The following is a 19,987-nucleotide window of genomic DNA, read 5'->3' as shown; positions in this document are numbered from 1 at the left end:
TCGCGCTCATGGCGAAGATCGTTGTTTTCGGTGCGTCCGGCAGAGCGGGCCTCCAGATCGCGAACACCGCGCAGGCCCGCGGCCACGAGGTGACCAGGGTCGGTCGCGACCCCGGCGTGCGACCGGACGTGGCGGCGAACCACGACGTGGCGGTGAGCTCGGTGGTCGACCTGGCACGGGACCCGGCGGAGTTCTACACGGAGGTCTCCCGCGCGCTGGTCGCCTCCGGAGCGGGCCGCATCATCGTGGTCGGCATCTACACCCTCCTCGAAACGGCACCGGGCGTGCGCGTGGTCGACTCCCCGGACTTCCCGGCGGAGTTCCGGCCGTTCTGCCTGGGCCACGCGGCAGGAGTGGAGGTGCTGGCGGCGTCCACCGCGGACTGGCTGGTGATGAGCCCGGCGGGCAACTTCGGCGGCACCCCGACGGGCCGCTACCGCCTGAGCCAGGCGACCCCGTCCGACACCCTGACCTATGAGGACTTCGCCCTGGCAGTGGTAAACGAGATCGACCACCCAACCCACCGCCACACGCAGCTGGGCATAGCCTCAGCGTGACCTAAGTCACTGCTTGGACTGGCCGGCCAGGGGAGATGGGGGTCCGGGGGCGGGCCCCCGGCGTGGGGGTCTGGGGGCTCGGCCCCCAGAAGAAAATGCAAGAGACCGACCCGGTCTGCGCCCTCCGCAGACACGAGTCGGCCTCGGTCACGAGCGGGCGACGGGAATCGAACCCGCGTAGCTAGTTTGGAAGACTAGGGCTCTACCATTGAGCTACGCCCGCGTTGCCGCCCTGTGTGGGGCTGCGGTCGTTACTTTAGCGGGTGGCGGTAAGCTGGTTGCAACCGGGGCGTGGCGCAGTTTGGTAGCGCACCCGCTTTGGGAGCGGGGGGTCGCAGGTTCAAATCCTGTCGCCCCGATCGGTTGACGAAAGCCCTCGACGACACGTGCCGTCGGGGGCTTTCGACGTCCGGCCTCCTAGGCCAGGTACCGGCTCACCCAGGCCGCCAGCACCTCCGCCACGTAGCCCGCGTCGGCCCGATCGGTCAGCAGGTGGTCGGCCCCGTCCAGCGCCACGAACGACTTCGGGTGCCGGGCCGAGTCGAAGACGAGCCGCGCGTTCTCGATGCCCACCGTGTCGTCCTGCGGGGAGTGCATGACGAGCAGGGCCCGGCGCAGGCCGGAGATGCACGCCGTCTGGTTCTGCTGGTTGATGTCGAGCAGGAAGTCGTTGCTGATGCGGAACGGGCGGCCGGCCAGCAGCACCTCGGCCACGCCTTCCGCCTCGATCCGCGACTTCGACGAGCCGAAGAGGTGCTCGACGTGGGAGGTGTCGAAGGGGGCTCCGATCGTGACGACCGCGCGTGCCTCCGGGATCTGGTGTGCGGCGGACAGGACCGCGGTGCCGCCCAGGGAGTGTCCGATGAGGACGCTGGGAGCGCCGATCGTGTCGCGCAGGTGGTGTGCGGCGCAGACGAGGTCGTCGACGTTCGAGGTGAAGGTGGTGTTGGCGAAGTCGCCGCCGGACTGGCCGAGGCCGGTGAAGTCGAACCGCAGCACGGCCACGCCTCGTTCGGCGAGCCTGCGGGCTATGCGGGTTGCCGCCACCGAGTCCTTGCCGCAGGTGAAGCAGTGCGCGAACACCGCGGTGGCGACCACGTCCCCCTCGGGCAGTTCCAGGCGGCCCGCGAGTTCCTGGCCGTGGGTGCCCTCGAAGACCGCTTTCCGGTTGTTCATGACCTCTATGGTGCGTCACGTGCGTTACCAGTACCTCGACGGCCGGCTGCGGCAGGCGTTCGACGACGCCGGGCTCGATCGCGGGCAGCGGGCGTTGCTGCAGGGCGTGTTGCGGGCGCTGGATCCGGACGCGCACCTCGGGGAGCACGTGGCCGGGCTGACCAGTGCCGTGCTCGCGGTCACGCGTGCGCGGACGGCGTTGGAGAGCCACGCGACGGAGGACCAGCCCCGGTGGAACCTCCTGCGCCGCATCATCACCACCTCGCTGGCGTGCACGGACGCGGCCAAGCCGGCATTCGTCCACGGCGGGGCGGGCGAACTCGCCGGAGCGCGCAGGATCCTCAAGGGCGTCGACGCGGCCATCGCCGAGGACGGGCAGAAGCTGGATCCGCAGGTCACGGCAGCGGCGGCCGCGAAGCTCGATCCGGACGCGCTGGCGGAGGCCGTCAAGGGGTGGGTCGCTCCACTGTGGAACGGTGTCGCGCTTCCGTTGCGCGCCAGGATGATCGCCGAGGTCGCCGTCGTCGTGGCGGTGCACGGGCGGGACGGCGGGAACCTGCGCGCGGATCTGTTGCGGTGGCTCAAGAAGCCCGGCGACCTGACCGCGTTGCTGTGGCCGCGCGAACAACGGCACGTCGTGGCGCTCGTGGTCCGGGGTGCACGGCACCTCAGGCACCTGGACGAGCTGTTGCCACAGGCGCGGCAGGAGCCGTTGCACCGCACCAGGTTGCCGAAGGACGACTTCCTCAAGGACGCCGTCACCGGGTCGTCGGTGCTGGTGCGGCTGCCGGTCGAGGCGGCGGACGTGCACACGGCCGCGCTGCGCGGGCGCCGGGTGCTGAGCGAGGTGCTCGACCAGTACGCGGCGGGGGAGCGGCTCACCGAGTTGCACATCGCGCCGCTCTGGCAGGTCAGCGGGCCGAGTGGGCGGGTCACGCGGGGCGCCGAGCACCAGCGGACCGTGAACAACGCCTACCCGCTCACCGCGTACTGGCCCGAGGAGCTGCGCAGCGCGATGCGGGTGGCGAACCTCGCGCGTCAGGTCGACGCGCCGATGGCGGGCGCCGGGCTCGCGTGGAGCGCGCTGGAGGCGACGGGGCTCGACCCGGGCAAGATCGCGTGGCTCGCCAAGGGCTGTGCGCTGCAGATGCTGCGGCAGCACCTCGTCAGCCTGCACGTCGTGGTCACCAACCACGACTCCGGGCTGCGCGGGCCGCTCGACGCGCAGGTGCCGACCACCGGCGTGAAGCACCACCTGAAGTCGGTCGACTCGTGGCTCGAGGTGCTGATCCCGCACACCCGCCCGCACGCGCCGCTCGCAGCCGCCCAGGAGGCCGTGACCGCGCTCGCGGAGAGCGAGGGCGGTCTGGTGCGGGACCTCGTCGAACTGTGGCGGGGCAGGCTCGCCGACTCGAAGGCGCTCGCGGCCTGGCTGCGCGAACAGGAGGACACCGCCGCCGCGCTGCTGGAGTGGCTCTACGTCACCAGGAACCTCGCGTTCCACGCCGGGAGGTTCGCCTCGCCGACCGACACGCTCACCGCGCACGCCGGACAGGCCGTGGCGGACCTCACGCTCGAGTTCCTCGGCAACTGGCGGACCGTCGAGAGGCGGCAGGGCCGGCGGGAGACCTCCGCCGTGGAGATCTACCGCCGGCTCGCGCAACGGCAGGACCAGCTGGTCGCCCGGCTCAAGCGGGCGGGATCGGTCCGGAGGCTCAGCGTCGAGGACATCTCCGGGCCTGACGAGAAGTGGTGGTCGCGGGGGAGGAGTTGAGGCCGAAAGTTACGGCTTGGCCTTGGTGAGCCAGTCCTCGACCCGGTCCGGGTTCGCCTCGACCCACCGCTTCGCCGCCTCGTCGGGCGACATCTTGTACTTCGCGATGAACGACGCGACCGTGTCCTGCTCGTCGTTGCTCCACTGGAAGTTCTGGACGAGCCGTGCCGCGGGGCCGCCCTTGTCCATGAACTTCTTGGACGCGATCTTGTCGAGTTCGTAGCGCGGGTAGTCGCAGGCGACCTTGGCCGCGTCCGCGTCGCACCCGGCCTGGTACTGCGGCAGGTCGACCTTGACCAGCTCGATGTCGAGGTGCAGCCACTGCGGCTCGAAGAAGTAGCCGATCAGCGGCGTCTTCTTCTCCTGGGCCTGGCGGAACGCCTTGATCAGCGCTTCCTCGCTGCCCGCGTAGACGACCTTGTAGTTCAGGTCCAGGTTCTTGACGAGGGCCTCGTCGTTGGTGACGAACGACGGGTCGCCGTCGAGCACCTGGCCCTTGCCCTCGGACTGCGCCGTCCTGAACTTCTCGGCGTACTTGTTCAGGTTCTGCCAGTTCGTGATGTCCGGGAACTCCTTCTTCATCCACGGAGGCACGTACCAGCCGATCACTCCCTTGTTGCCGGACGGGCCGACCCGCACGGCGGAGCGCTTCTCGTCGATGTACTTCTGCTTCAGGTCCTCGTGTCCCCAGTTCTCGAGGATCACGTCGATCTCGCCGGAGTCGAGGCCCTGCCAGGCGGTCTGCTCGTCGACCTCCTTCTTCGTCACCTTGCAGCCGAGCCGCTTCTCGGCGAGGTACGCGACCACGGCCGCGTTCGCCTCGTAGCCGACCCACGGGTTGACCGCGATGGTGATCGAGTCGCAGGGCTCGGTGGGTGCTGCCGAACTGGAGCGCGGTGATGCCGTTGAACCACCGCCACAACCGGCAATCGTCAACACGAGCGTCATTGCCAGAGCGATTCTGGGCGCTTGCACGAACAACAGCTCCTCATCGGAGGGGAAGAAGCGGGGCAAGAAGACCGCTCAGTTCAGCTTTTCCCCATCCGTGAGATCGCGTCAAGTCATGGGATGACCGGTTGTCCACAAAGGATCAGGTTTGTATCGGCCCTTGACCGTACTCGTGTGAAGGTCAATGCTGTCGCGCATCGAGAAACGGTGTGCGCAGTCCGCAACAGGTCGGAGTGGTTTGGCGTGGATCCCGTGATTTCGGTCAGGGACCTGTGGAAGGTTTTTGGCCCCAGCGCAGCTCGGGTGGCGGCATCGGACGAGCTCAAAGCGTTGTCACGGCAGGAGTTGATGGACCGGACCGGTGCCGTCGCCGCCGTGCGCGGAGTGGACTTCGACGTCGCTCCCGGTGAGATGTTCGTCGTCATGGGATTGTCCGGTTCGGGCAAGTCCACACTGGTCCGTTGTCTCACGAGGCTCGTGGAACCGACCGCTGGAACGATCACGTTCGAAGGCGAGAACATTCTCGAAGCGGACGCGAAACGTCTGCGAGACCTGCGCAGGAACAAGTTCTCCATGGTCTTTCAGCACTTCGGTCTGCTTCCGCACAGGACGGTCGCCGACAACGTCGGTTACGGCCTGGAAATCCGCGGGGTACCGCGCGCGAAACGTGGGGAGCGCTCCCAGGAAGTGATCGACCTGGTGGGGCTGACCGGTTACGAGAAGTCCTTTCCGGATCAACTTTCCGGTGGTATGCAACAACGCGTCGGCCTGGCGCGCGCACTCGCGGGCGACCCCGACGTCCTGTTCTTCGACGAACCCTTCTCCGCGCTCGACCCGCTGATCCGGCGCGACATGCAGTCCGAGGTCATCAGGCTGCACCGCGAGGTCGGCAAGACGATGGTCTTCATCACCCACGACCTGAGCGAGGCCCTCAAGCTGGGCGACCGCATCCTGATCATGCGCGACGGCAAGGTCGTGCAGGTCGGCACCGGGGACGAGCTCGTCGGCGCGCCGGCGGACGACTACGTGCGCGACTTCGTGAGGGACGTGCCCCGCTCGAACGTGCTGACGCTGAAGTGGATCATGCGGCCGCCGCGGCCCGACGACGACCTCGACGGCCCCGAGCTGGCGCCGGAAACCGTGGTGCGGGAAGCGGTGCGCAGCGTGCTGAGCGCGGGCAGGCCGGTGAAGGTCGTCCGTGACGGCGAACTGCTCGGGGTCGTCGCAGACGAGGAGATCCTCGGGGTCGTGGCCGGGGAGGCGTGATCTTGGTAGCCGTCGCCGTCCCCACCTCGCAGCCCAGGGCGTTGCAGCACAGGAAGTCGCTGGTCCTCGCCGGGATCGTCGTCGTCTGGCTGGTGCTGTGGGTGCTGTTCCGCAACGTCTGGACGCTCTCGCTCGGCGCCGCCGACCTGACGCCGCTGCACCGCTGGATCAACGACGTCAACGACGCCGTCGGCGCGTCCAGGAACTCGAACCCCGTGTTCCTGTACTTCTTCAACGAGATCCGGCTCGTCATCGACGAGTTCGTGACGTTCGTTCAGGCCCTGATCGCGCAGCCGTCGTTCGGCAGGCCGGTGCCGGTGATCGGCTGGCTCGGCGTGGTCGCGATCGCGGGCTTCGTGAGCCTCGCGGTCGCCGGCTGGCGGGTCGCGCTGCTCGCCGTCGCGGGCTTCGTGTTCCTCGGCCTGCAGGGGTTGTGGCAGGAGAGCATGGACACGCTCTCGCTGACCCTCGCGGCCGTCGTGATCTCGCTGCTCATCGGCATCCCGCTGGGGATCTGGGCGGGCCTGTCCGACCGGGCCCACCGGCTCCTGACGCCGGTGCTCGACTTCATGCAGACGATGCCGACGTTCGTCTACCTGGCGCCGCTCACGCTGTTCTTCCTGATCGGGCCGGCGTCCGCGACCATCGCGACGCTGATCTACGCCGCCCCGCCGGCGATCCGGATCACCGCGCACGCCATCCGCTCGGTGCCGCGCAACACCGTCGAGGCGAGCGAGTCCCTCGGCGCGACGCGGAACCAGACGCTCGTGAAGGTGCTGCTGCCGTCCGCGCGCAAGACCATCGTGCTCGGCGTCAACCAGACGATCATGGCCGCGCTGGCCATGGTCACGATCGCCGCGCTGATCGACGCGCCGGGCCTCGGCAAGACCGTCGTGAAGGCGCTGCAGACCCTCGACGTCGGCACGGCGTTCAACGCGGGCCTCGCGATCGTGGTGCTGGCCATCGTGCTGGACCGCGTCACGACCGCCGCCGCGAACGAGCGCCGCGGGCTTCCGCGCTGGGCGTTGTTCGGCGGTGCCGCCGTGACGGCCGTCTGCGTCTACCTCTCCTACACCTACCTGTGGGCGGCGGAGTTCCAGTCGGACGTGGAGATCGGCAGCTCGATCAACAAGGGCGCGACGGCTGTGACGGAGTGGGCGCAGGACTCGCTTCCCGTGCTCACCGGCGGGTTCAAGGACTTCGTCACGTTCGCGTTGATCAACCCGCTGCAGGCGCTGCTGGCCGAGTCGCCGTGGTTCCTGGTGGCGCTGGTGGTCGTCGCGGTGTCGTTCCTGGTCGGCGGCGTCCGGTCCGCGGTCGTGTCCGCCGCGTGCGTCGCGCTGCTGATCGCGACCGGCCTGTGGCAGGACTCGATGATCACGCTGGCGTCCACGCTGGTCGCCACGATCCTGGTGATGGTCCTCGGGGTCGTCGTCGGCGTGTGGATGGGCCGCAGCAGGCGGGTGGACCGCGTGATCCGCCCGGTCCTCGACGCGGCGCAGGTCATGCCCGCCTTCGTCTACCTGGTGCCGTTCCTGGCGTTGTTCTCCGCGTCGCGCTTCACCGCGATCATCGCCGCGGTGGTGTTCGCCGCACCGGTGGCCATCAAGATCATCGCGGACGGCATCCGGGCGGTGTCGCCCGCAACGGTCGAGGCGTCCACGGCGCTGGGGTCGAGCTCGTGGCAGACGATCGTGAAGGTGCAGCTGCCCATGGCGCGCGGAGCGTTGACGCTCGCCGCCAACCAGGGCCTGATCTACGTGCTCTCGATGGTCGTCGTCGGCGGTCTCGTCGGTGCCGGCGCGCTCGGCTACGACGTGGTGGCCGGGTTCTCGCAGGGCCAGTTGTACGGCAAGGGGCTCGCGGCCGGTGTCGCGATCGTCGTGCTCGGCGTCATGCTCGACCGCCTCACCCAGGCGGCCGCCAAGCGGTGGACCAACTAGGAGGTCTGGACAGTGGCAAGGCACAGCGTGCTCGGAACTGTGAGCGCGGGGCTCGTGGCGCTCGTGGTTCTGTCTGGTTGCGGTGGCGCCAAGGTCGGTGACACCTCCTCGGGTGCGACCGGCGACTGCGGCACGTTCAACCTCGCGATCAACCCGTGGGTCGGTTACGAGGCGAACGCGGCCGTGCTCGCGCACGTGGCCGAGAAGGAGCTCAAGTGCAAGGTGACCAAGAAGGAGCTGAAGGAAGAGGTCGCCTGGCAGGGCTTCGGCACCGGTGAGGTCGACGCCGTGGTCGAGAACTGGGGCCACGACGACCTGCGCAAGAAGTACATCGACGAGCAGAAGACGGCCGTCAGCGCGGGTTCCACGGGCGTGAAGGGGCAGATCGGCTGGTACGTGCCGCCGTGGCTCGCCAAGGAGCACCCCGACATCCTGGACTGGAACAACCTCAACAAGTACGCGGACCAGTTCAAGACCTCGGAGTCCGGCGACAAGGGCCAGCTGCTCGACGGCGACCCGTCGTTCGTGACCAACGACGAGGCCCTGGTCAAGAACCTGAACCTGAACTACAAGGTCGTCTACGGCGGCAGCGAGACCGCGCTGATCCAGGCCTTCCGCCAGGCGGAGAAGGACAAGAAGTGGGTCATCGGCTACTTCTACTCGCCGCAGTGGCTGCTGAACGAGATCAAGCTCGAGAAGGTGAAGCTGCCCGCGTACACCGCGGGGTGTGACGCCGACGCCGAGAAGATCGCCTGCGACTACCCCGACTACGACCTCGACAAGATCGTGTCGAAGAAGTTCGCCGACGCCAACGGCCCCGCCGCCCAGCTGGTCAAGAACTTCAAGTGGACCAACGAGGACCAGAACACCGTGGCGAGGTACATCGCCGAGGACAAGATGAAGCCCGAGGACGCCGCCAAGAAGTGGGCGGACGCCAACGCCGACAAGATCAAGGCGTGGCTGCCCAAGGCCTAGTCAGAGCCTGAGCACGGCAGCGGGGTGTGGTTCCTGGACGAGAGGAACCACACCCCGCTGCTGTTGTGGCATCACGCGGCCTTCGGTCCGGCGGGAACCTCGGGCTCGTGGCGGTGCGTCATCCGGTGCCACCACGACCGCGGCTTCCCGCCGTTGCGGTAGTACTCCTGCACGCGGCGGGCGTCCTCCCGCAGGGCTTCCTGCCGGTAGTCCATCTCCGCCTTGATCGCCTCGGGCGTCCACTCCATCCGACTCACTCCTCAGGTCGTTGCTGACAACGATGAGAGTGCTCCTGAGGGGTGGCCGCTTGCATCGGACGATCACCTAAGGCATCGCCGCGAACCCCTTACCCGGGGGCCGCGACCGGTCAGTCGGTTCGTGCGTTGCCGCCTGCCGCCGGCCGGACGGTGGCCGTCGTGGCGCGGGCCTCGTTGTCGTCGGGCTTCGGGTCACCCGGCGACCAGTTCTCGATCACGGCCTTCGCGCGGAACGTCACCGCGCCCGTGGTCGCGTCCTGAGCGGAGTAGGTGTAGGCGAACGGGAACACGACCTGACCGGTCGGGGACGCCGCCACCCGCTGGGTGGAGTGCCCGATCTCCTGGTCGTAGGCGCCGTTCACGCCGACCTTGTAGAGCGTGACCTTGACGTCCTCGGCGTACCGGGTGTTCGCCACGGACACCTTGATCGGCTTCGTCTGACCCGCCCGTGCCGACGTGGGCACGGTCAGAGCCGCGATCGACACGTCGTGCGTCTCGACCTTGACCTCGGTCTCGCTCGACCCGGTGCGCCCGTCGGCCGTGGTGCCGGTCGTGACGACCCGGTACGTGCCGTCCTCGGCGTAGCGGTGCTGGAACACGGGCGTCGTCACCGGGTGGGTCGTGCCGTCACCCAGGTCGACGGTGCCGCTGACGAGAGGCCGCCCGGCCGGGTCGCCGGAGTAGTTGTTGAACCACAGGTCGGCGTACACCGACGGGAAGCCGGAGACGTACGTGAACGGGCTGATCTCCGGAGCGGTCTGGAGCCACGCCGTGAACGTGCCGGCGTCTTCGGCGTCCTCGGCCAGCCGCACCAGGTAGGTCTGGCCCGCCTTGGCCGCGAACACCGCGCCCTGGTCCTCGGCCTCGGACGACACGCAGTCCACTTCGGACAGGTCCGTGGCGAGGTGCACGCTGATCGACGCCCGCTGCGTGACCACCTGGACGAACCGGTCGCGGGTCGTGGTGTAGGAGTACCAGACGGACCGGGTCGCCGCGGTGTCGCAGCTCGGCGGCACCTCGCCGGGTTCGGCCGTCGCCCGGGACAGGTCGCCGTCGAACGTGGACGGCAGGGACGCCACCGCGGCGGAAGCCCTGCTGTCGTTGGGTTCCGGCGCGGAGGCGTTGAGCGTGAACGTCACCGGGCCGCCCCCGCCCGCGTAGTACTCGGCCAGCAGGAAGTAGTAGGTCCTACCCGCCTCGACGTGCACCGACTTGGCGCCGCCGACGCTGTACGTGCAGGTGCCCGGCTCCATGGACAACGCGCCACGCTGTCCGGTGTGGACGGACAGGAGCGGTCCGTAGCGGCCGCTCTGCGCCTTCGCGCGGACGATGCCGTCGCTGGGAGCCGTGTACTTGAGCCACACGGATCCCTGGCTGTAGGAGTAGCAGGAGGTCGGGTCGTCCGGCGCCTTGGTGGAGCCCGTGGTGTCGATGGTCGCGCTGAACGGCAGCGCCGTGATCTCGGTGGCGGTGTCGAAGTCGTCGCCCGCGGGCGGGGCGGCGTGCGCGACACCGGGTGCCAGCGCCGCCGTCACCGCCGCGGCGAGCGCGACGACCGACACGCGCAAACGCGTGGACAGTCTCATGGTTCCCAAGGTCAGTTCGCGAGAGCGGTGGTCGTGGCCGCCGGACGGACGGTGGTCGCGATCGCGATCACCTCGTTGTCCATCGGGCGTGCGTCCTGCACCGGGTAGGGCAGCGAGAGCACGGCGCGGAACGTCACCTTGCCGATCGCGGCGTCCTCCGGGGTGAAGGTGTACGCGAACGGGAAGGAGACCTTGCGGGTCGGGTGCGCCGGCACGTCGAGCGTGAGCACACCGACCTCCTCCCACCAGTCGCCGTCGCTGCGGAACAGCGTGACCGTGGCCTTCTCCAGGTACCGGGTGTTGCCGACCTGGACGGTGATCTGCTTCTGCTGCCCGGCCCGTGCCGAGGCGGGCGGGGTGAACTTGGTGATCGCGACGTCGTGCGTCTTCACCGTCACCGTGGTGGTGTCCGTGGCGGTGCGGCCGTCGGCGGACGTGGCGCTGACCGTCACCGTGTAGACGCCGTCCACCGAGTAGCGGTGCCCGACCTGCTCCTCACCGGTGGGCGCCGAGGTGGTGCCGTCCCCGAAGTCGACGACGGAGGTCACCGCGTTGCCCCACTGGGCGGAGTGGTCGAGGGTGAACCCGACGGTCTCGTAGACCGACCGGTCCCCCGACGAGCCGGAGTAGACGGACGTTTGCAGCGCGGGCGCCTCGTCCAGCCGCACCGTGACGGGCGAGGAGTTGGAGGTGGGGCCGGAGACCTGGATGTAGTAGGTCGTGCCCGCGTTCAGGCGCATCGCCTTGCCGTCGTAGTAGCTCGCGCCGGTGCACCCGACCTGGCGCAGTTCGGTGAGCGACGGGCCGTCGTAGATCGCGAGGCGGGGCCCGCTGCCGTTCGTCTGCACGCGGGCGAGCACCGACTGGGTCGTCGCGGGCGTGTAGGAGTACCAGGCGCTCGGCGATCCCTCGGCACCGGAGCAGCCCTGCGCCACCGGTTCGTCGGTCTCGTAGCCCGCCAGCGCGAGGTCAGGGCCCGGCGTGCTGAACGGCAGCGACGGCACGGACTGCGCGTCGGCGAAGTCGTCGTTGGCGAGCGGTGCCACCCGCTGGACCGTCAGGTTCACCTGCGCGCCCGGCGTGGAGGAGTCGCTGACCATGAAGTGGTACCTGGTGCCGGCCTTCGCCCGGAACGTGATCGGCCTGCTGTTGGCCGAGGTGCAGTTGTTCGGGAAGTACCTGAGATCACCCCGTTCACCGGTGAACGCCGTGGTGAGCAGCTGCCGGCTGCTGCCGTCCGTGCTGATCCGCAGGAACCCGTCCTCGGTGGCGGTGTGGCTGAACCACACCGAGCCGCGCGGCGAGTAGCCGTCGCACGCACCGGGGTCGTCGGGGGCGGTGGTCGCCTCCGACAGGCTCTGCTGCGCGGTGAACGGCAGCGCGGTGATCGGCGTCGCGGTGCCGATGTCGTCGTTCGACGGTGGTGCCGCGTGCGCGACACCCGGAGTGACGATCCCCAATGCGACCACGACGACAGCCGCGATCGATCTCCAAGAAGGCATGCGAAAAAGACCCCCCAAAACCCCCTGCCTCCACCTTCCCCCGACGGAGGCACTCGGGCACATGATGCGCCAGGCGGGGTGGAAGTTGACCACCCCGCCGCAAGTTGCCCCGAACGGCCTACTTCTGCATGGCCGTCACGTCTGCCGCCCACCGCCACGGCTCCGCGGTGCCACCGGGCAGCGAGTTGAAGTACTCCCAGCCCGCCACCCCACCGAAGTTCGTGTACTTGGTCTTGAGACTGGTCACGGTGTTCTTCAGGGTCGTCGTGGACACGTAGCCCGACCCGCCGTTGGCCGAGTTGGTGAGGACACCGAGCACGACCTTGTTCGCCGGGATCAGCCGCCGGTTGATGATCTGGTCGTAGTTCGCCGTGCTGCCCGCGTTGCCCCAGCCGTTGTAGAACTGGCCGTTGAACCACGCGATCTTCGAGCCGTGGCTGCGGTACAGGTCCTCGTAGTTGAAGCCGGACAGGTTGCCGCCACCCCACAACGCCGACGCGACCGGCGAGAGCGTGACGATGAAGTTCGCGCCGAAGTCGGTCTTGAGCTGGTCGATCACGCGGCGGATGCCCGCGATCGACATCCGCTCCTCGACGTCGAGGTCGACGCCGTTGAGCCTGTAGGTGCGGATCGTGTCGCGCAGCAACGGGTAGTAGGTGTCGAACTGCGTGTCGAGCCGCGCGAACGAGCCCTGCGCGGCGCCGCCGACCATGCCGATCACGTTGACGCCGCGGGCCTGCATGGCGGCGAGGTCGGCCCACATCTGGGTGTACCGCGAGTGCGACGGCGGGTGGTCGTTGAGGTGGACGATCCTGTTGTCGTTGAGGTGGATCGCGGCGACGAGGACGTCGGTGACGCCGGTGCCGCGGTCGAGCAGGGGCTTGGGCGAGACGTACGTGCCGGTCGCGCCGTTGCTGTACTGGGTCTGGTAGTAGACGACGGTTCGCTTCTGGGTGGCCGCCTGGGCCGGTGGCGCGGCGAGCGCCACCAGCAGCAGGGCCAGGAACAGCTTCTTCATGCGCTACCTCGTGAATCGCAGGGTGATCACTTGGAACGGGCGCAGCACCACCTCGGCCGTCGCGTCGGCCAGCGGCCGTTCGAGCAGGTCGGTCTCCTGGATCCGCGTGTGGGCGAAGGAGGTGCTGATCGAGGCGCGGGCACGGCCGCCGTGCGCCTCGTAGAGCCGGACGACGACGTCGCCCGACCGGTCGTCGGCCAGCTTCACGGCCTCGACCCTGACCGCGGGGTTGTCCGTGCGCACCAGGGGTTCCGGCGTCACGGAGCCGCGGACGGCCTGCGGCGGCAGGTTGATGCGGTAGCCGGCGTCGATGGCCGCCGGCAGGTCGCCGACCACGAGGGCGTAGCGGAAGCGGTGCTCGCCCTGGTCGGTCTCCGGGTCGGGGAAACGGGGTGCGCGCAGCAGGGACAGGCGCACGGTCGTGGTGGTTCCACCGTCCTCACGGGTGGTGCGGGTGACCTCGTGGCCGTAGGTCGAGTCGTTGACCACCGCGACGCCGTAGCCGGGCTCGCCGACGTGCAGGAAGCGGTGGGCGCAGATCTCGAACTTCGCGGCCTCCCACGAGGTGTTGGTGTGCACCGGGCGGTGCAGGTGGCCGAACTGGGTCTCGGCCGTGGAGACCTCGGCGCGCAGGTCGAGCGGGAACGCGATCTTGAGCAGCTTCTCCCGTTCCTGCCAGTCGACCTCGGTGTCGAAGTCGACCTGCTTCGCGCCCTCGCGCAGCCGGATGGTCTGGGTGAGCACGGAGTTGCCGAACTTCGCCCTGACCACGACACCGTCCGAGACATCGATCCGCTCGGACGGGATCAGGTCGGCCTTCCAGTTGCGGTAGAACGGGTCGATGTCCCAGGCGTCCCACTGGTTCGGGTTGTCGCGGTGCAGCTGCGGCATGCCGGCGAACCCGTGCGGCGGCAGGACCTCGCGGTCCTCCTCCAAATCGAGGATCGAGGTGACGATGCCCTCGGCGTCGATCGTGACGCGCAGCCTGCCGTTGTCCAGCACGCCGTCGGCCGGCGCGACGAACGGCCTGGGGGCGTCGCCGCCGAGCACGTCGAACGTCAGCTCGTCGTCGCCGTCGCCCTTCAGCGCGTCGATGGCGGTAGCGGTCAGGGCCTTCAGCTCGGACGCCACACGGGCGTAGGTGGCCTCGGCCTCGCGGTGCACCCAGGCGATCGAGCTGCCCGGCAGGATGTCGTGGAACTGGTGCAGCAGCACGGTCTTCCACAGCCGGTCGAGCTCGTCGTACGGGTAGTCGTGGCGCTGGAGCGCCGCGGCTGTGGCCCAGTGCTCGGCCTCGCGCAGCAGGTGTTCGCTGCGGCGGTTGCCCTGCTTGGTCTTGGCCTGGGTGGTGTAGGTGGCGCGGTGCTTCTCCAGGTACAGCTCGCCCGCCCACACCGGCGCGTCCGGATACTCGTCCTGCGCGGCCTGGAAGAACTCGCGCGGCGGTTCGACGCGCACGGTCGGGGAGCCTTCGAGGTTCGCGACGCGGTGCGCGGTCTCCATCATCTCGCGGGTGGGGCCACCGCCGCCGTCGCCGTAGCCGAACGGCACCAGCGACCGCGAGGCCTTGGCGTGCTCGGCGAACTGGCGAGACGCACGGGCCAGTTCCTCGCCGGACAACGACGAGTTGTAGGTGTCGACGGGCGGGAAGTGCGTGAAGATCCGCGTGCCGTCGATGCCCTCCCACCAGAAGGTGTGGTGCGGGAACTTGTTGATCTGGTTCCACGACAGCTTCTGGGTGAGGAACCACCGGGAGCCCGAGAGCTTGATCAGCTGGGGGAGTGCGGCGCTGTAGCCGAACGAGTCGGGCAGCCAGACCTCCTCGGTCTCCACGCCGAAGTTGTCCAGGAAGAAGCGCTTGCCGTGCACGAGCTGGCGGGCCATCGCCTCGCCGCCGGGCATGTTCGTGTCCGACTCGACCCACATGCCGCCGACCGGCACGAACTGTCCACTCCGGACCTTCTCGCGGACGCGGTCCCAGACGTGCGGGTGGTGGTCCTTCATCCACGCGTACTGCTGCGCCTGCGAGCAGGCGAAGTAGAAGTCCGGGTACTCGTCCATCAGCTTGGTGACGTTCGAGAACGTGCGCGCGCACTTGCGGACGGTCTCGCGCAGCGGCCACAGCCAGGCGGAGTCGATGTGGGCGTGACCGATCGCGGAGACCTTGTGCGCGGAGGCGTTGGCGGGCAGTGCCAGCACACCGGCCAGTTCCTCGCGGGCCAGGTCGGCGGTGGCGGCGACCTCGTTCAGATCGAGCGCGTCCATCGCCCGGTCCAGCGCGTGCAGGATCTTGTGCCGGCGCGGGTCGTGGTCGGGGAGCTCCTTCATCAGGCCCTGCAGCACCTCGATGTCGAGCATCAGGTGCCACACCTGCGGCTGGAAGACCGCGAGCTCGGCCTTGAGGATCTTGTACAGCGGCTCGGTGCCCGCGGTCTCCTTGTCGCCCAGCGCGGTCGGCAGGAACGGGTGGAAGTCGAGGATCGTCGGGTTGCCCGCGGCCTCCAGGTAGAACAGCACCTCGGAGCCGTCGACGGGCAGGTAGGTGTTGCGCGGCTCGATGCCTTTGATGGGCTCACCGGACGCCGTGTAGGCGAGGCCCTCGGACTGGAAACCGGGGCCGGGGTGGGTGAAGCCGAGGTCCAGCACGACCTCGACCTGCTTTCCTTTCCACGCCTCGGGGACCGTGCCGGTCAGCCGGAACCAGCTCGTGCTCCACGGCGCGCCCCAGGCGTCGCCGACCTGCGCCGGCGCGTAGGTGGCCGCGAGGGCTTCGGCGACCGGGACGGGTTCGTCCGGCACGGTCCAGACGGCGAGCTCCAGCGGTGCGGTCTCGCCGTAGACGGCCGGGCGGATGCGTTCCTTCAGCGTGCGGTTGAGTCGTTCTTCCAGCAGCGCGCGTTCGTCGTGCACGTGTTCACCCCAGCTCGATCGAAGCCCGCACGCCCTGGCGCGCGAGGCTCATCCACTCGTCGAAGAAAGCGCCGCCCGGACCCCAGGAGGGCCGGTCGCCGTGCAGCGTGATCGGCGTGCGCTCGACCGGTGCGTGCACTGCCTCGCGCACGATCCGGGCGATCGCCTCGCCGAGCGGCTTGGCCTCGCGTTCCGTCGTCAACAACCCCAACTCGTACTCGCGTTCGGGGAAGTCCACCAACGCACGGTCGACGTCGTGCGAGCACCACCACGTGACGCCCCACAGGTTCGAGCACGTCAGCACGTTCGCAAGCGTTTGCTCGGCGAACCGCGGCGCCTGCTCCGCGCTGATCTCGGGCTGGGCGGCACCGACCTCCTGCAGCCACACGGGCCGGTCCGGGTCCTTCGCGTGCGCCTTCGCCAGCTCGACGAGGTACTCGGCGTGGTGGACGCTCTCCACGGACATCGGCCCGTAGCGCTGCGCGGTGCCGTTGAAGACCCATGAGTGCACGGTGGTCATCGCGCCCTTGTTGGCCGCGTGCTCCGGCAGGAACGCGTGGTCGCTCTCGTACCAGACGGCGTCGTACTCGGAGTGGACGTGCGGGAGGCCCGGTGCGGCCTTCTCACACTCGTCGAGCAGCGCGTCGATCCACTCGCCGGCCTGCTCGGGCACGCACGGGTTCGACTCGGTGAGCAGGTTGACCTCGTTGCCCAGGGTGAAGCCGAGGAAGTTCGGCTTGTCCTTCAGGGCCTCGGCGAGCGTGCGGACGTAGAGGCGCTGCCCGTCGATCACGTCGGGGTCGGTGAAGATGTTGCGGCGGTGCCAGGTCTGCACCCACGACGGGTAGAAGTCGAAGCTCGACAGGTGCCCCTGCAGGACGTCGACCTGGACGTCGAGTCCTGTTTCGCGAGCCGCGTCGAGCACCAGGGCGAGCTGCTCGACGGCCTGCGGGCGGACCAGACCGCGGTTGGGCTGGAACACCGGCCACAGCGGGAAGACCCGCACGTGGTCGAGGCCGAGACCCGCGATGGACTCGAAGTCGCGCTGGACGTCGTCGAGGGAGAAGTCGAGCCAGTGGTGGAACCAGCCGTGGGACGGGGTGTAGTTCACGCCGAAACGCAATGGATCATCCCTTGATCGCGCCTTCTCCCACTCCGCGGAAGAAGTGCTTCTGCAGCAACAGGAACAGCAGGATCAGCGGCACGACGGCGATGATCGTGCCCGCCGCGACCAGCCGCTGGTTCTGCACGAACGTGCCCTGGAGGTACGCCAGGCCGATGGTGAGCGTGTACTTCTCCTGGTCGCTCAGCACGATGAGCGGCCAGAGGAAGTCGTCCCAGCTGAACATGAACGAGAACAGCGCCACCACGACCAGCGTGCCCTTCACCGACGGCAGCGCGAGGCGGGTGAAGCGCTGCCACGCGTTGGCGCCGTCGATGACCGCGGCCTCCTCGACTTCGGCGGGGAGTGCGAGGAAGGCGTTGCGCATCAACAGGACGTTGAGCGCGGCGATCGCGCCGGGCAGCACGACCGCCGTGAGCGTGTTGGTGAGGCCGAACCCGCGCATCACCAGGAACAGCGAGATCATGATCGCCTCGAACGGCACCAGGATGCTGCTCGCGAAGATCACCGCGGCGAACCGGCGGCCGCGGAACTCCAGGCGTGCCAACGCGTAACCGGCCATGGCCGCGCCCAGGCAGTTCGTGATGACGTTGACGCTCGCGACGCCGAGCGAGTTGAGCACGAACGACCAGACCGGCACCACGTCGGCGACGGCCGCGTAGTTGGCGAAGGTCGGGTCGTCCGGGATGAAGTCGGGGACGAACACGTCCTCGTCCGGCCCCTTGATGCTCGTGACGAACTGCCACAGGAACGGGCCGATGCTGATCGCGAGGATGGCGAGCAGACCGAGGTAGCGCAGTGCCAGGGAGCCGTGGGCGCGCTTCACAGCTGGTCCTCCCTGCGGTTGAGCCTGAGGGTGATCAGCAGCAGGCCGAGCAGGATGACGAAGAGCACCACGCTGAGCGCCGACGCGTACCCGACCTCACCGGTGAGGCCGCGGCCGACCGACTGGATGAGCATCACCAGCGTGGTGCTCGCCCCGCCCGGCCCGCCGGTGCCGCCCGACAGCAGGTAGATCTCGGAGAACACGCGGAACCCGTTGACCGCGCTCAGCGCCGCGACCAGCACCATCGTGGGCCGCAGGCTCGGCACGGTGACCGACCAGAACCTCCTGACCGGTCCCGCGCCGTCGACCATCGCGGCCTCGTGCAGGTCCTTCGGCACGTTCGCGAGCGCGGCCAGGTAGATCACCATGTAGTAGCCCAGGCCGCGCCAGACCGTCACCACCATCGAGCTGACCAGCAGCAGCGTGGAGTCGGTCAGGAACCCGATCCTGGTGCCGCCCAACGCCTCCACCACGCTGTTGACCAGGCCGCGGCTGTCGAGCAGCCACGTCCAGATGAGCCCGACCACGACCGTGGACGCGATCACCGGCGTGAAGAACGCCGTCCGGAAGATCCCGATGCCCGGCACGACCTTCTGCGCGAGCATCGCGATCAGCAGCGGCAACAGCACCAGCGGCGGGACGACGCCCACCATGTACAGCAGGCTGTTACGCGCGGCGGCCCAGAACTTGGGGTCCTGGACCATCCGCGCGAAGTTGTCCACGCCGGTGAACCGGCCGCCGCCCAGCGCGCTCGCGTCGGTGAACGCCAGCACGATCATGTTGAAGAACGGGAAGATGACGAACAGCAGGCAGATGGCCAGTCCTGGGGCCAGGAACAGCCACGGCGTGTACGGGCGGTGGGTCACGGTGCCTACTTCAGAAGCCGGTTGCACTCGGCGACGGCGTCGTCCAGCGCCTGCTTCGGCGACTTCTTGCCGAGCATGGCGTCGGCGAGCTGCTGCAGCAGCGCCTCGCGCATCTGGTCGCTGAACTGCACGGGCGTGTAGTTCACCGCCGTCTTGAGCTGCTTGGCCGCGGCCACCCGGACCCGTGCCTCGTCCGACCCGTCCTCGGTGGTGAAGTACGGGTCGTCGCCGCCCTTGCTGGTGCTGGGGAAGATCGAGGCGAGCTTGGCGAACGCCACCTGGTTCTCCGCGTTGGTGAGGAAGCGGCCGAACGCCAGTGCCGTGGCCTGGTTCTTGCTGCTCTTCGGCACGCTCACGCCGTGCAGGAACATGTTGGCGCTGCCCGTGTTCGTGATGGGCGTGGTGATGCCGATGTTCGCGTAGAGGCTGGGCGCGTCGGTCTTGAACTTGCCGAGGTCGTACGCGCTGCCCGCGTTCATCGCCGTCTGCTGCGCCATGAACTTCGCGCCGGCGCCCGTGTAGTTCTGCGTGAGCGCCTCGGGGATGAGCGCGCCCGCGTCGTACATGCGCTTGTAGGTCTCGACGAACTCGACGCCCTTGGGCTCGTTGAACGTGAACTTGTCGTTCTCGAACAGCTTGACGCCGTACAGGCCGAAGTCGGCGATGCTCGGGGTCTGGCCGAGGATCGCGACCTTCTTCTCAGCCAGCTTGAGCGCCGTGGCCTCGAGTTCCTTGAAGTTCGTCGGGGGTTTGGCCGGGTCGAGGCCCGCCTGCTGGAACAGGGCCTTGTTGTAGAAGATCGGGCCGGTGTTGAGGTACCAGGGGAAGCCGTAGCAGCCGCCCTTGCCGGGGATCTCGAACGCCTGCCAGGCGTTCTCGAGGTACTCGGGCCTGGCGTCCTTGAGGCTCTCGTCGAGGTCGACGAGCTGCCCCGCCTTGGCGAGCGGGAAGCTGAGGTCCGGCGGCACGTTGATGACGTCGGGCAGGCTGCCCGCGCTCGCGTCCGCCATGACCTTGGCCAGGTACCCGTCCGCGGGCTGGTCGACCCACTTCACGGTGGTGCCCTGGTGCTGCTTCTGGAAAGCGTCGACGACACCGTTGACGTAGTCGGTGTACTTGGGCTTGAGGGACCAGGTCTGGAACGTGATCTCGCCCGTGACCTGGCCTGATGCGCTCGATGACGTGTTGGACGTGCCGGACAGTCCACAGCCCGCCACGGGCACCGCCGCCAGGCCCGCGAGGAACGTGCGCCTCTTCATT

General features: G+C 68.7%; 16 protein-coding genes and 2 tRNA genes. 6 read left to right on the top strand and 12 right to left on the bottom strand.

Going from position 1 to position 19,987, the window contains the following annotated elements; translation table 11 throughout:
- Window positions 1–8 precede the first annotated feature (8 nt).
- Complete coding sequence (locus tag ND450_RS24440) at window positions 9–557, top strand: NAD(P)-dependent oxidoreductase (RefSeq protein ID WP_253321017.1); 549 nt, start codon at window positions 9–11, stop codon at window positions 555–557.
- Window positions 558–709: 152 nt separating this feature from the next.
- Here the strand turns inward: ND450_RS24440 and ND450_RS24435 are convergent.
- Window positions 710–780, bottom strand: a tRNA-Gly gene (locus ND450_RS24435).
- Window positions 781–842: 62 nt separating this feature from the next.
- Here ND450_RS24435 and ND450_RS24430 point away from each other — a divergent pair.
- Window positions 843–916, top strand: a tRNA-Pro gene (locus ND450_RS24430).
- Between the two features lie 58 nt (window positions 917–974).
- On the opposite strand, the gene ND450_RS24425 is transcribed toward ND450_RS24430, so the two are convergent.
- Window positions 975–1,733, bottom strand: coding sequence for a S9 family peptidase (locus tag ND450_RS24425; protein ID WP_253321016.1), 759 nt, complete (start codon window positions 1,731–1,733; stop codon window positions 975–977).
- A gap of 19 nt (window positions 1,734–1,752) precedes the next feature.
- Here ND450_RS24425 and ND450_RS24420 point away from each other — a divergent pair, with 19 nt between their 5' ends.
- Window positions 1,753–3,507 (top strand): hypothetical protein, encoded by a 1,755-nt coding sequence (locus ND450_RS24420; RefSeq protein ID WP_253321015.1) that lies wholly within the window; start codon window positions 1,753–1,755, stop codon window positions 3,505–3,507.
- Between the two features lie 9 nt (window positions 3,508–3,516).
- Here ND450_RS24420 and ND450_RS24415 read toward each other — a convergent pair whose 3' ends face one another.
- Entirely contained in the window at window positions 3,517–4,455 is a 939-nt protein-coding gene (locus ND450_RS24415) for an ABC transporter substrate-binding protein (protein ID WP_253321014.1), read from the bottom strand.
- A 21-nt stretch (window positions 4,456–4,476) separates the two neighbouring features.
- Here ND450_RS24415 and ND450_RS24410 point away from each other — a divergent pair, with 21 nt between their 5' ends.
- From ND450_RS24410 to ND450_RS24400, 3 genes are read left to right on the top strand one after another with little or no spacing between them, the layout of a single operon-like run.
- On the top strand, window positions 4,477–5,721 hold the full coding sequence (locus ND450_RS24410; protein ID WP_253321013.1) for a glycine betaine/L-proline ABC transporter ATP-binding protein: 1,245 nt from the start codon (window positions 4,477–4,479) through the stop codon (window positions 5,719–5,721).
- Entirely contained in the window at window positions 5,718–7,664 is a 1,947-nt protein-coding gene (locus ND450_RS24405; RefSeq protein ID WP_253321012.1) for an ABC transporter permease subunit, read from the top strand. Before ND450_RS24410 ends, ND450_RS24405 begins: the two co-directional genes overlap by 4 nt.
- 12 nt (window positions 7,665–7,676) lie before the next feature.
- Complete coding sequence (locus ND450_RS24400; protein WP_253321011.1) at window positions 7,677–8,639, top strand: ABC transporter substrate-binding protein; 963 nt, start codon at window positions 7,677–7,679, stop codon at window positions 8,637–8,639.
- A 71-nt stretch (window positions 8,640–8,710) separates the two neighbouring features.
- Here ND450_RS24400 and ND450_RS24395 read toward each other — a convergent pair whose 3' ends face one another.
- The 9 genes from ND450_RS24395 to ND450_RS24355 form a co-directional block, all read right to left on the bottom strand.
- On the bottom strand, window positions 8,711–8,887 hold the full coding sequence (locus ND450_RS24395; protein ID WP_253321010.1) for a hypothetical protein: 177 nt from the start codon (window positions 8,885–8,887) through the stop codon (window positions 8,711–8,713).
- A gap of 119 nt (window positions 8,888–9,006) precedes the next feature.
- Entirely contained in the window at window positions 9,007–10,482 is a 1,476-nt protein-coding gene (locus ND450_RS24390) for a PKD domain-containing protein (protein ID WP_253321009.1), read from the bottom strand.
- A gap of 11 nt (window positions 10,483–10,493) precedes the next feature.
- Window positions 10,494–11,984, bottom strand: coding sequence for a PKD domain-containing protein (locus tag ND450_RS24385; protein ID WP_253321008.1), 1,491 nt, complete (start codon window positions 11,982–11,984; stop codon window positions 10,494–10,496).
- A 118-nt stretch (window positions 11,985–12,102) separates the two neighbouring features.
- Window positions 12,103–13,002, bottom strand: a complete 900-nt coding sequence (locus tag ND450_RS24380) for a glycosyl hydrolase family 18 protein (protein ID WP_253321007.1) — start codon at window positions 13,000–13,002, stop codon at window positions 12,103–12,105.
- A 3-nt stretch (window positions 13,003–13,005) separates the two neighbouring features.
- Entirely contained in the window at window positions 13,006–15,912 is a 2,907-nt protein-coding gene (locus ND450_RS24375) for a glycoside hydrolase family 38 C-terminal domain-containing protein (RefSeq protein WP_253321006.1), read from the bottom strand.
- A gap of 4 nt (window positions 15,913–15,916) precedes the next feature.
- Window positions 15,917–17,023 carry a cellulase family glycosylhydrolase gene (locus ND450_RS24370; protein WP_253321005.1) on the bottom strand — a complete coding sequence of 369 codons (1,107 nt, stop codon included), beginning with the start codon at window positions 17,021–17,023 and terminating at the stop codon, window positions 15,917–15,919.
- A gap of 16 nt (window positions 17,024–17,039) precedes the next feature.
- A complete protein-coding gene (locus tag ND450_RS24365; RefSeq protein ID WP_253321004.1) occupies window positions 17,040–17,861 on the bottom strand; it encodes a carbohydrate ABC transporter permease in 822 nt (273 codons plus the stop codon).
- Window positions 17,858–18,727 carry a carbohydrate ABC transporter permease gene (locus ND450_RS24360; RefSeq protein WP_253321003.1) on the bottom strand — a complete coding sequence of 290 codons (870 nt, stop codon included), beginning with the start codon at window positions 18,725–18,727 and terminating at the stop codon, window positions 17,858–17,860. Before ND450_RS24360 ends, ND450_RS24365 begins: the two co-directional genes overlap by 4 nt.
- 5 nt (window positions 18,728–18,732) lie before the next feature.
- Window positions 18,733–19,986: an ABC transporter substrate-binding protein gene (locus tag ND450_RS24355; RefSeq protein ID WP_253321002.1), complete on the bottom strand. Its 1,254-nt coding sequence runs from the start codon at window positions 19,984–19,986 to the stop codon at window positions 18,733–18,735.
- Between the last annotated feature and the right edge of the window lies 1 nt (window position 19,987).

The organism is Lentzea sp. HUAS12 (genome assembly GCF_024125735.1).
GTDB classification, from domain to species: Bacteria; Actinomycetota; Actinomycetes; order Mycobacteriales; family Pseudonocardiaceae; genus Lentzea; species Lentzea albida.
The sequence above is the reverse complement of the archived record's forward strand: the minus strand, read 5'-3'. Positions and strand labels throughout refer to the sequence as shown.